We start from the raw sequence: 11779 nt of genomic DNA on the forward strand, positions 1-11779 counted from the left end.
CGGTGGGCCACCGCGGGCCGGGCTCAGGCCGTCGTCACAATCAGCAAGGCTTCCCCCGCCTGCACGGTGTGGCCGGGTTGGACGCGGGCCTCCTGGACGACGCCGGCCTGGGGGCTGGGCACGCGGATCTCCATCTTCATGGATTCCAGGATCGCCACGTCCTGCCCGGACTCGACCCGGTCGCCCGGCCCAACCAGCAGCTTCCACACCGATCCGGGGATCGGCGCGTCCACGGTGACCGCGCCGTCCGGCAGGTCGAGCACGGCGGCGGACGCGGTGGCCCCGCTGTCCTCCTCCACGACCTCGGCCAGCCCCAGCTCCGCCCAGCGTTGCCGCTCCGCCTGGAAGGCGCGATCGCGGTGGGCCTGAAACGCGGCGATGTCCTCGGCGTTGCGGTCCACGAAGGCGCGGTAGTCCGCCAGTCGAAACACGTCCTCCTCAATGCGGAGCGGGTAGGCACCGTGCGGGAACGCGGCCCGGGCCTCGGCCAACTCCGCCGCCGACACGGGGAAGAACCGCAGGCGGTCGAAAAAGCGCAGCAGCCAGGGCTTTCCCGGTTCGAACGGCGGCGGGCTACGCCAGCGGTTCCACATCTGAATGGTGCGGCCCACGAACTGATAGCCGCCGGGGCCCTCCATGCCATAGACGCACAGATACGCCCCGCCGATGCCGACGGCGTTCTCGGGGGTCCAGGTGCGGGCCGGGTTGTACTTGGTGGTCACCAGCCGGTGGCGGGGATCCACCGGCGTCGCCACCGGCGCGCCCAGGTACACGTCGCCCAGGCCGAGCACCATGTATTCGGCCCCGAAGACGATGTCCTTGACCGCCTGCTCATCCTTCAGGCCGTTGATGCGGCGAATGAATTCGATGTTGGACGGGCACCAGGGCGCGTCGGGGCGAACGCTGGACTGATACTTGCGGATGGCCTCCCGCGTGCTTTCGTCGTCCCAGCTCAGCGGCAGGTAGACGGTCCGGGACGGCACGGCGATGTCGTCGACCGGCGGAAGCTCGGCCTCGGCTCGCCGCAGGGTGTCGAGCAGCCGCGCCGTGGGCAGCGCCGCGCTGTCGTGGTGGATCTGCAGCGACCGGATGCCGGGCGTGAGGTTCAGGACCCCCGGCACCTGCTCCGCCTGCAGCCACTCCATCAGGGTGTGGGCCTGGAAGCGCAAAGTCAGGTCGAGCTGGTCGGGGCCGAACTCGACCAGGGTGTAGGCATCCCCGGCGCGCCGGTAGACCACCCGTGTGCCGTTGCTCTCGCCCTCGGCCAGGATGGCGCCGTCCGGAGCGCACCGCGACGTCTGGACCGTTGGTGCCGGCGGCGGCTCCGGCGCCGGCTGTCCGGCGATGCTGGCCTCGGCGGCGCGGCGCCGGGTCTCGGCCTCCTCCGGTGAGACGGCGTGGAAGCGCACCCGGTCGCCGGGCTTGAGCTGGCCGATCTTCCACAACTCGGCCTGGATGATGGTGGCCGGGCAGACGAAGCCGCCCAGGCTGGGACCGTCGGGCCCCAGGATGATCGGCATGTCGCCGGTGAAGTCGATGGTGCCGACGGCGTAGGCGTTGTCGTGGATGTTGGAGGGGTGCAGGCCCGCCTCGCCACCGTCCGCCCGCGCCCACTTGGGCTTGGGTGCGATCAGCCGGACGCCGGTGCGGGCGCTGTTGAAGTGCACCTCGTGGGCGGTGTCAAAGAACGTGGCGATGTCGTCGTCGGTGAAGAAATCGGGGGCGCCGTGCGGGCCGTACAGGACGGCGACGTCCCAGTCATGGGTCAACTCCGGGCGCCGCTTCGCCGGCACACGGTCGCCGCAGGGGCCAAGGCCCGACGGGGCATGCCGGATGCGCAGGGCGTCGCCCGCGCGCAAGGCCCCAGTGGCGTGGCCGCCGAACCCGCCCAGGGTAAAGGTGGCCGCGCTGCCCAGGTAGAGCGGCACGTCCAGACCGCCGCGCACGGCCAGATAGGTCCGTTGGCCCGGTCCGCTCACGGTGCCCAAGGCCAGGGTTTGCCCCGAACGGACGGGGACGGCCTGCCACACGGGAACCGGCGCGCCGTCCAGGGTGGCCGTCATGTCGGCGCCGCCGAGGGCGATTACCGCGTCGCCGAGGAACCGCAGGGTCGGGCCGGTCAGGGTGCATTCCAGCCCCGGCGCGCCCTCCGGATTGCCGAGCAGGCCGTTGATCAACCGGAAGGAGCGGGCATCCATCGGGCCACCGGGCGGAACGCCCACATCCCAGTAGCCGACCCGCCCGGGCCAGTCCTGCACCGTGGTCAGGGCGCCGGGGGCCAGAACCTCGATGCTGCGGGCGTTCGGCGGAACCGCCGCCAGCACCCGCGTGGCGACCGCGCCTTCCGCGAACCAGGGCGCGGCGGCGATCTGGCGCAGGTAGTCCAGATTGGTGTCGACGCCGTCGATCCGCGTCTCGGCCAGCGCCGCGCGCAACGCGGCCACCGCCCCGGCGCGATCCGGTCCGGTGACGATCAGCTTGGCCAGGAGGTTGTCGTAGAACGGCGTGACCTCGGTTCCGGTCTCGATCCAGCCGTCCAGCCGGACACCCTCGGGAAAGGCGACCCGCGTCAGGGTGCCGCTGCCGGGCCGGTAGTCGCGCACCGGGTCCTCGGCGTTGATGCGGACCTCGATGGCCGCCCCGTGGGGTGTCAGGGGCAGCGTATCCAGCGGCGGCATGTCGCCCGCCGCCTGCCGCACCATCCAGGCCACCAGATCGACGCCGTACACGGCCTCGGTCACGCCGTGCTCGACCTGAAGGCGCGTGTTGACCTCCAGGAAGAAGAAGCGGCCGCTGTCGGCGTCGTAGATGAACTCCACCGTGCCGGCCGATTCATAGGCCACCGCTTGTCCCAGTGCGACCGCCGCCGCGTGCAGGGCCTGGCGCACCGTGTCGGGCAGGGTGGGGGCCGGGGTTTCCTCGACCACCTTCTGATTGCGCCGCTGAAGGGAGCAATCCCGCTCGCCCAGCGCCACGACCCCGCCCTGGCCGTCGCCGAAGATCTGCACCTCGATATGGCGCGCAGTCTCCACGTAGGTTTCGAGGAACACGCCGTCGTCGCCGAAGTTGCTGGCGCCGAGGCGCCGCACCACCTCGTACTCCGTCGCCAACTGGGCGGCGTCGCGGCACAGGCGCAGGCCGATGCCGCCGCCCCCGGCGGTGCTTTTCAGCATCACCGGATAGCCGATCGTCTCGGCGGCGGCCGTCGCGGCCTCCAGGCTGTCGAGCAGGCCCGACCCCGGCACCAGCGGCACCCCGGCGGCCTCCGCCGCCGCCCGCGCCTCGTGCTTCAGGCCGAAGCGGCGCAGATGCTCCGGGCGCGGGCCGATGAAGGCGATGCCCTCGGCGGCCAAACGCTCGGCGAACGCCACGTTCTCGCTCAGGAAGCCATAGCCGGGGTGCACCGCCTGGGCGCCGGTCTCGCGACAGGCGGCCAGCACGGCCTCGATGTTCAGATAGCTGTCGGCGACCGGCGCGGGGCCGAGCCGCACGGCGCGGTCAGCCTCCCGCACATGCGGCGTATGGCGATCGGCGTCCGAATAGACGGCCACCGAAGTGATGCCCATCGCGGACAGAGTCCGGATGATCCGGCGGGCGATCTCCCCCCGGTTGGCGACGAGAACGGTTGTGAACACGGCTTAATCCCAGATCAGCACGTCGATGGGGGTGGGGTCGTAGGCGTTGCAGGGGTTGTTGAGCTGCGGGCAGTTGGAGATGAGAACGATCACGTTCCTCTCCGCGCGCATCTCCACGTATTTCCCCGGCGCGCTGATGCCGTCCTCGAAGGTCAGGCCCCCGTCCGGTGTGATCGGAACGTTCATGAAGAAGTTGATGTTGTGGGCGATATCCCGCTTGGTCAGCCCGAACTCCGGATGCTCCTGCACCGCCTTCAGCCAACTGTCCCGGCAGGCATGCATGTGCTTTTTCTCCAGGGCATAGCGCACGGTGTTGGATTCCGTGGCGCAGGCCCCGCCCAGGGTGTCGTGCCGGCCGCAGGTGTCGGCGACGATGGTCAGCAGGGGCCGCCCCGCGTCCGAGCGCAGCACGCTGCCCGTGGTGAGGTAGACGTTGCCCTGTTCGCGGATCGTGTCGACCGCGCTGTAATGCTCCGCCGGGTCGTCGGCGTTGAAGAACAGGGTATCGGCGGCTTGGTTGCCGTGGGTGTCCAGGATGCGCAGGGTCTGGCCCTGGCGGACCACCTTCATCCAGTAGTCCCCGGCCGGCACCGTTTCGTGCAGAACGGCGGCGGCGGTGTCGCGTGTGCTTTCGGTCAGCATGGGTCGATCCTCCCGCCTCAATGTCCCGCCGTCGGCGCGCAGGCCGTGTACAGCTCTGTGTTGGCGAAGCCGCGCTGGTTTTCCGGCCGGAAGGTGCGGCAGTAGTCGTCTTCCGCCACCGGCTCGGCGCGATGGAACTGGTACGTGACGGGGCGGCGCGGGTAGTCCGCCGCGGTGCTCATGGGGTGCGGGCAGGTGTGGAACAGCACCAGCGTATCCATCTCGAACCGCAGGGCCACGGAACTGCCTGCGGGGCTGTTGCCGGGGTCGAAGGTCAGGGCGCCGGCCTCGTCGGCCTGCACCCGCGAGAACAGGTTCAGCGGCGCGGGAAGATCGCGGCGTGTCAGGCCGTACTTGGCGGCCTCGACCAGGAAGCTGTCGTGGCCGTTCTGGGTCCAGTCGTTGCGGGCCTCCTGGTAGGTCCGCGTGCCCCACCGGTCGGCCACCATGGCGGCGGTCAGGGTGCCGCCGACGGTGTCGTGCCAGCCGACGGAGTCCTCGACGATGGAGCAGAAGATCCGGCCCATGTCGGAGTACAGGCAGTGGCCCCGGGTCAGCTTGAACGTATGCTGCCCCTTCAGCGTGTCGGGCGCGTTGTAGCGCTCCAGCGTGTTGGCCGGGTTGAAGAACACCATGCCGACGTTGGCGCCACCCTCGACGTCGATCAGACGCAGGGTGATGCCCCGCCGCACCGTGAAGGACCAGTGGGCCCCGCCGGGCAGGGTGTCCTCGTACAGCGGTGTCGCGAATGAGGAGGGCGCGGATGAGGAGGTCATGCGGTCTCACCGTCGCGGGGGGCCGGGTCGTCCCGGCGCGTTGATGGAGCCGGGGCCGGGTCGTCCCGGTCGGCCTGGGCGGCCATGGCCGCCAACTCTTCGCCCAGGTCATCCGTCGCGGTGCCGTGTTCGGCCTCCCGCAGGCGCTCCTTGATGGGCGCGGCCGGATCGAGGGCGATGTCAAAGGTGATGCGGGCGCCGAAGCGCGCGGCGTCCTTTTCGGTGGGGCGGTCGAAAGCCACCACGCGGGTGCCCAGATAGAACGCCTCGCGCAGATCGTGGCTGACCATGAACACGGTCATGCGCGTGTCCCACCACACCGAGAGCATCAGGTCGTGGATATCGGCGCGGATGCCCGGGTCGAGGGCGCCGAACGGCTCGTCCAGCAGCAGGATCCGGGGCTTGCGGGCCAGCGCCTGGGCGATGGCGAGCCGCTGCTGCATGCCGCCCGACAGCTGCGCGGGATACTTGCCGCGCGCCGCGGCCAGGCCCACGCCCTCGAGCAGCGCCCCGGCCTCGTCCAGCGCGGCCCGCCGGGCGCGGCCGAACAGCCGCCCGGTGACGGGGGCGCGTTCGAACTCCAGGCCCAGGGCCACGTTCTCTACTGCTGTCAGGTGCGGGAACACCGAGTACTTCTGGAACACCACGCCGCGATCGGGCTGGGGCTCATTGGCCAGCGGCTGGCCGTCCACCAGGATGGTGCCCCGCGTGGGCGTCTCCTGGCTCAGCAGCATGCGCAGGAAGGTGGACTTGCCGCAGCCGGACGGACCGACCAGCGAGACGAAGGAATGCGGGGCGACGTCCATCGAGATGCGCTCCAGCACCACCTGATCGCCGTATTCCTTCCACAGGTTGCGGACTTCGACGCGGCTCATCGGCTGGCGCCCTCCGGGGCGAACCAGGGGAACAGGCGGGCCTGAAGCACGCGCAGCAGCCAGTCGAAGGAAAACGCCAGCAGCGTGATCCAGGCGACGTAGGGCAGGATGACGTCCATCGCCAGATAGCGGCGCACCAGGAAGATCCGGTACCCAAGCCCGTCCTGGGAGGCGACGGCCTCGGCCGCGATCAGGAACAGCCACGCCGCGCCCAGCGATAGCCGCACCGAGTCCATCAGGCGCGGCCACATCTGCGGCAGCACGACCCGGGTGCAGATCTGCCACGTCGAGGCCCCCAGGGTCTGCGCCTTCACGATCTGCTCGGTCGGCAGTTCGGCCACGCGCATGGCGATGTCGCGGGCGATGAACGGGCCGATGCCCGCGAACACCAGCACGAACTTGGACAGCTCCCCCAGCCCGAACAGGATGAACAGGATCGGCAGGATCGCCAGCGGCGGGATCATCGCGACGGCCGACAGAAAGCCGCCCAGCGTGGCCCGTGCATAGGGCAGCAGCCCCACCGACACCCCGACCAGCAGCCCGAACACGGTGGCGATGGCCACCCCGCCGGCGATGCGGGTCAGGCTGGCCACGGTATCGACCCAGAGAAGGTAGTCGCCGGTGCGCTTGTCCGGGGTGAAGGCCATGCGCGTGATGGCGTCGCCCAGCGCCGTGAAGGAGGGCAACAGCTTGTCGTTCGGGTTCTCCGCCAACCGCATGTCCGAGCCGATGGCGTAGGCGGCGATCAGCAGCGCGAACGGCAGCATGGCCAGAAGCAGGCGCGTGGGACGGTCCGGGTGCCTGTTCACCAGACGGGTCATGGCGGCGATCCTGTGGACGGCGGAAACAAGAGGGGCGAGGAGGGGGCCGGAACGGGGCGCGGCGCCCGCAGAACGCGGGGCCGCCCCCGTCTTGACCGGTCCTACAGGGCGCCGTCGGCGGCCATGTCCATGTAACGGGTGGTGAAGCGCAGATTGACGTTGGACTCGTCGCCCATCACCGTGCCGTCCGCGAATTCGATGCCCACCACATCGGCGCTGGGGGCGCCGTCGCCCAGCAGACCATGATCGAACAGGAAGGTCCGCACCGACTCCATGGTCGTCTTCAGGTCCTCGGAGGCGCCGAACGCGGCGGCCTCGGCCGGATCGAAGAACATCTTGGTGCTCGCGATCTGCATGTCGTAGCCGGCCAGATCCGTCCCCGAGGCCTTGCCCATGGCGGCGCGGGCGGCGCGGCCCGCCTCGGTGTCGGACATCATGATGCCCATGGTCTCGTACCAGGTGCCGGCCAGCGCCTTGCCGAACGCCGGGTTGTCCGCCAGCGTCTCTGAATTGACTACCGTCAGGTCGATGATCTCGCCCGGAATGTCGGAGGAGTCGAACACCTTGGTGGCGTTGGGCATGGAGAGGATCTCGGCTACCAGGGGGTTCCAGGTCACGACGGCGGTCACGTCGTCGGTCTGGTAGGCGGCGATCATGTCGGCGTCGGAGGTGTTGACCACGGTGACATCGCGTTCCGACTTGCCGAGGGTCGCCAAGGCCCGGGCCAGCAGGTAGTGCGAGACCGACAGCTCGACCAGATGGACGTCTCGGCCGAGCACGTCCTCGACCGAATCACCGTCCTTCAGGATCAGCGCGTCGTTGCCGTTGGAGAAGTCGCCGATCAGCAGGGCGGTGCTGTCCACGCCGCCGACCGACGGAATGCCCAGCGTGTCCATCTGGGTGGCGGTGACGCCGTCGAAGGCGCCGGCGGTGTACTGGTTGATCGACTCGATGTAGTCGTTGAACTGCACGACCTCGATATCGATGCCGTACTTGTCGGCCCACTTGTCCACGATGCCGTTGTCGGCCGCCCACCCCCAGGGCATCCAGCCGACATAGATGGACCACGCCAGTTTGAAGCTGGTTTTTTCGGCCGCCTGGGCGCTGGGCGCGGCGGCGGTCAGGCCGAAGGCCACGAGGGCGGCGGCCGCGACGGCGCTGGTGCCGAAGATCGTCTTGAAGGGATTCATGGTGTCAAACTCCCAAGGTTCTGCCTTGTCCCGAACCTTGTGGGTTTAACACGCACGGCGAAACCTGCCGGTGGCCAATGGCCAACCCTACAAGGTCTCCCGGGCTTTTGTCCCGCCGTGTACCCAAGGGCTGTTAACCCCAAGGGCTGCTGCTCTCGGACCAGCCGTTCGTCGTTGTGCGCCTGTGCGCGCCACGCCGAACCGGAACCCTAGCCGCTCTAGGATCCCGTATGCCCAATTTCGGTCCGGGACGCAATGCGGAATTTGATGAAAACAAATGCAGGGGAACCTAAGGGACCGGTTTTGCGTATATAATAGGCAGAAGGGGCGCGGGTCGGTCGGGATGGTCCGGACGGACGGACCGCACGTCACGACAGGGGACGTATCCGCGAGGATACCGCGCAGAGCGGGGCGCGTGCCTTCGTCCCCTGGCCTTCGTGCGTGGATTAGCCTTTAGGCCGTAATCCATAAGGGGCCCCCTTATGTCCTGCTGCGTGTTTTGGGCGGTCGCAAGTCCCTGTCTGGCGCCGATTCATCGCGCGATTTCCCGCCTCGTGAAGACTTCAGGCTCGGGTGCGTGCTCGGCCAAGGGGGGGGAGGGTGCGAATCGGCGCATCAAATCCGTGATAAAATCCATGGAGTGCTTGCAATATTTTGGCGTATGGATGTGTCTAAAATCACCTATAAGGTTGATTCTTTCCACCTCAAGGGCTACCCAAGTCCTTCTGATCCATCTTTGGGGGGTGGTGATGGTCTTTTGGATTTCGATACATCTGAATCGGGGCCGGGGGCGCGCATGATGGAAGACCCTGAGCGCATAGGTGGTGGTGGCCGGTCGGAGGATGGGCCGCAGACCTCTGCCAATCCAAGGTCAGCGGAGCGAATTAGCGCCGCCATTCTGCTCGATCTCGCCCGGCAGCGATCTCGGGAGTCGCGCGAAGACCTCGCCACATACATGTCGGACCTGTTGGACCGGCAGAACGCGGCTCTCGACGATTCGGAGCTGGGACTGGTCACCGACATTCTCCGCAACCTGATCTACAAGGTTGAGGGGGCGGTCCGCCACCGCCTCGTAAATTTGCTCGCCGACAATTCCCGATGTCCCCGGGACCTGATCTGGTTCCTCGCCAACGAACCCATTGATGTGGCGTATCCGATCCTTCTGCGCAGCGCGGTCCTGCGCGACATGGATCTGATCGAGTTGCTTCATCACAAGGCCATCGAGCATCGTATCGCCATCGCCCGCCGCCCGAACCTGCCCAAATCCGTATCGGAGGCGCTCGCCCACGATCGTGAGTCCCCGGTCATCCTGGAGCTTTTGAACAACGAGTCGGCGCAGATTGCCGAGGTGACATTGGCCTACCTCGTGGAGCGGTCTCGCGTGGAGCGGGAGTTCCAGGAGCCGCTCTTGATGCGGCCGGAGATGACCCCGGATTTGGCCGAGATGCTGTATGCCTGGGTGTCGGGCGCGTTGCGGACGTTTATCCTGGAGACCTGGGACGTCCAACCCGCGGTGATCGACGATGGCTTGGACGCCGTCCGGACCCAAAATACGCTGTTGCCGGACGACGAGGTCCTCTCGGTCCGGGCCGATGCCTTGGCTGAAGCTCTCGTGTCCGACCGGGGCCGCCTGAGAAGTCTGTGTCTGTGTGCCATGGAAGGGGGCGACGTCCGACTCGCAGTCTCGCTCATCAGCGCGGGCCTGGGCCTCCGCAAGCCTTTGGTGCGGCGTATTCTGTTTGAGGAGGCATTCGAGTCCCTGGCGATCGTGTGCCGGGCGCTCGGCATGACGCGAATAGAGTTCCTGGAACTCCGCGCGATCATCACGGAGGTCCGCTCCAAGAGCGAAGATGGTGTCGCCGATGGTCCCCAGGCTGCCGGGGATTTCTATGACCGCGTCGATAGTGAGACCGCCTGCTCCGTCGTGGCGCACTGGACCCAGAAGTCCGATCCCCTGGGCGCCGTGCGGCCTTCTGACGGCCCTCTGAACCGGCGTATGGTCTGACCCGACAGGGGCTCAGCCCAGGTGCGGTCGTCTTGGACCGGGAGGCCGCGCCTGCGACCGGCGCGTCGGCACGGCCGAGCGTCCGCAGCGGCGGACGTGCATGGTCGGGCCGATATGGTATGCTCGCTACCCCTTTTGGTCCGGGCCGTCCGCCCCCAGCATGAGATGTCGTGATGCCGTCAGCGTTTTGCCGCCGTCGTTCCCGGTTCCTTGCCGCGCTTCCGGTTGTCTTCGTATCCGCCTGCGCAGGAGGGCTGACCGAGCGCGAGGCGCAGGACCACATGGAGTTGTTCTGTCAGACCCACGGGTGTGTGTGTGCCGAAGATAGCCTCGTGCCGTTCGCGACGGCGGACAAGCGCGAGCCGAACTGGCGGGTCAGTGGAGAGCCGTACTGCCCGCAGGGGTTCCATCTGGACACGGCGGACGACTGAGTCCAGTCGCCCACCGCCGGGACATCGCCGTTTCGTGGGGGGATCGGCTCTAGGCCGCCGACGTGGTGCCGCCGGCTTCGCGATCATGGCAGCAGGTGTGCCCGTCCGCATGGGTGTGACCATGCCCGTGCGCATGGCCATGTCCCTGGCCACGGTGGGCGCCGCAGCAGGTTGTGGCGGGGCGGCGGACGTCGATCTGGCCCGCGGCGATGGCGCGCAGAATGACCTGCGGGTCGGTCTCCTCGGGGCTGGTCACGACGGTAACGCCCCGGCCAGCGAGACGCTGGAGGAAGCCGTCCCCACACTCCTTCGTGACGAGGACATCAAGCGTGTCCAGCGGATGCGCGCCTTCCCCCTTGAATTCGTGCATCGACATTTCCGTCGGCAGGTCGAAGCGCTCGACTTCCGTGGCGGTGCCGTCCGAAGCGAGCTCGAACACGAGAAAGCGGCGGGTGCGGCCGGCGTGGCCGGTGATGGTGCGAAAGTTCTGACTGGTGAATCCGATGCGCATGGCGGCTCCTGACGGTTCGGGGCGCCGGTGTCCGATTGGCGGGGCCGGGCGCCCTGCGGCCCGCCATCGCCCCGGTCTAGACCGCGCTCAGCCATCGCCGAATAACAATTCTCAATTGCACGCATATTTTTCCGCGGCGCGCAGGGGGGCGGCCCCGTCGATTATGGTTTCGCCACGCACGCAAACGGGCGGAAGCCATTTGGCTTCCGCCCGTTGAAACGGGACACTCGGGGCGGGTCGAAACGCCCGTCGTCCGTGGCCCAAATCCGGCGACAATGTCGGCGGTATTCCGTTAGCCGACGATGTCGACGTCTTGATTTAGAGCATTTTGCGCGACATCGGAATCACGCAAAATACTCTAAAGTGCTGATATTGGAGCAAATCGTCGTCGCGACCTGTTCCAGATCGCTCGGGATTTGCTCTAGCCGACGATGTCGACCTCGGCAAAGAAGTACGCGATTTCCTTGGCCGCGTTCTCGGGCGAGTCCGAACCGTGCACCGAGTTCGCCTCGATGGACTCGGCGAAGTCCTTGCGGATGGTGCCGGCTTCGGCATTGGCGGGGTTGGTCGCGCCCATGACCTCACGGTTCAGGACGACGGCGTTCTCACCCTCCAGCACCTGCACCACGACCGGGCCGGAGCACATGAACTCGACGAGGGAGCTGAAAAACGAGCGCTCCTTGTGGACCGCGTAGAAGCCCTCGGCCTGTGCCTGGGTGAGCTGGACGCGGCGCTGGGCGACGATGCGCAGGCCACGCTCCTCGAAGCGGGCGTTGATCGCCCCGGTCAGGTTCCGGCGGGTCGCGTCGGGCTTGATGATCGAAAGCGTGCGTTCGATAGCCATCGGGGGTTCCTGTTGTCTTGGGGGTGTCGGCCTGAGCCGCGGACATAAC

At 67.8% G+C, this 11779-nt stretch carries 10 protein-coding genes and 1 riboswitch; of the genes, 2 read left to right on the forward strand and 8 right to left on the reverse strand.

The window, feature by feature from the left end; translation table 11 throughout:
- Nucleotides 1-23: 23 nt before the first annotated feature.
- From uca to GGD82_RS00560, 6 genes are all read right to left on the reverse strand, one after another.
- Entirely contained in the window at nucleotides 24-3635 is a 3612-nt protein-coding gene (uca, locus tag GGD82_RS00535; RefSeq protein WP_150060703.1) for an urea carboxylase, read from the reverse strand.
- Between the two features lie 3 nt (nucleotides 3636-3638).
- The gene (locus tag GGD82_RS00540; protein ID WP_150060702.1) at nucleotides 3639-4277 is read right to left on the reverse strand and encodes an urea amidolyase associated protein UAAP2; all 639 of its coding nucleotides are present in this window, start codon (nucleotides 4275-4277) and stop codon (nucleotides 3639-3641) included.
- Between the two features lie 17 nt (nucleotides 4278-4294).
- Nucleotides 4295-5053, reverse strand: a complete 759-nt coding sequence (locus GGD82_RS00545) for an urea amidolyase associated protein UAAP1 (RefSeq protein WP_150060701.1) — start codon at nucleotides 5051-5053, stop codon at nucleotides 4295-4297.
- A complete protein-coding gene (locus GGD82_RS00550) occupies nucleotides 5050-5928 on the reverse strand; it encodes an ABC transporter ATP-binding protein (RefSeq protein WP_211364673.1) in 879 nt (292 codons plus the stop codon). The genes GGD82_RS00545 and GGD82_RS00550 overlap by 4 nt, the downstream gene beginning before the upstream one ends.
- Nucleotides 5925-6749: an ABC transporter permease gene (locus GGD82_RS00555; protein WP_150060700.1), complete on the reverse strand. Its 825-nt coding sequence runs from the start codon at nucleotides 6747-6749 to the stop codon at nucleotides 5925-5927. Before GGD82_RS00555 ends, GGD82_RS00550 begins: the two co-directional genes overlap by 4 nt.
- Before the next feature lie 101 nt (nucleotides 6750-6850).
- Nucleotides 6851-7939: a putative urea ABC transporter substrate-binding protein gene (locus GGD82_RS00560; RefSeq protein ID WP_150060699.1), complete on the reverse strand. Its 1089-nt coding sequence runs from the start codon at nucleotides 7937-7939 to the stop codon at nucleotides 6851-6853.
- Nucleotides 7940-8033: 94 nt separating this feature from the next.
- Nucleotides 8034-8163, reverse strand: a riboswitch (guanidine-I (ykkC/yxkD leader).
- A 731-nt stretch (nucleotides 8164-8894) separates the two neighbouring features.
- Between GGD82_RS00560 and GGD82_RS00565 the strand changes: the two genes are divergently transcribed.
- Nucleotides 8895-9944 (forward strand): DUF2336 domain-containing protein, encoded by a 1050-nt coding sequence (locus GGD82_RS00565; protein WP_170284123.1) that lies wholly within the window; start codon nucleotides 8895-8897, stop codon nucleotides 9942-9944.
- Nucleotides 9945-10225: 281 nt separating this feature from the next.
- Nucleotides 10226-10375 carry a hypothetical protein gene (locus GGD82_RS00570; protein WP_170284122.1) on the forward strand — a complete coding sequence of 50 codons (150 nt, stop codon included), beginning with the start codon at nucleotides 10226-10228 and terminating at the stop codon, nucleotides 10373-10375.
- A gap of 49 nt (nucleotides 10376-10424) precedes the next feature.
- Here GGD82_RS00570 and GGD82_RS00575 read toward each other — a convergent pair whose 3' ends face one another.
- Both GGD82_RS00575 and ndk read right to left on the reverse strand, forming a co-directional pair.
- Nucleotides 10425-10886, reverse strand: a complete 462-nt coding sequence (locus GGD82_RS00575) for a NifB/NifX family molybdenum-iron cluster-binding protein (protein ID WP_150060697.1) — start codon at nucleotides 10884-10886, stop codon at nucleotides 10425-10427.
- 421 nt (nucleotides 10887-11307) lie between these two features.
- Entirely contained in the window at nucleotides 11308-11730 is a 423-nt protein-coding gene (gene ndk / locus GGD82_RS00580) for a nucleoside-diphosphate kinase (RefSeq protein ID WP_150060696.1), read from the reverse strand.
- Nucleotides 11731-11779: the final 49 nt, after the last annotated feature.

Origin of the sequence: Roseospira marina (genome assembly GCF_014197855.1) — a bacterium.
Lineage (GTDB): Bacteria > Pseudomonadota > Alphaproteobacteria > Rhodospirillales > Rhodospirillaceae > Rhodospira > Rhodospira marina.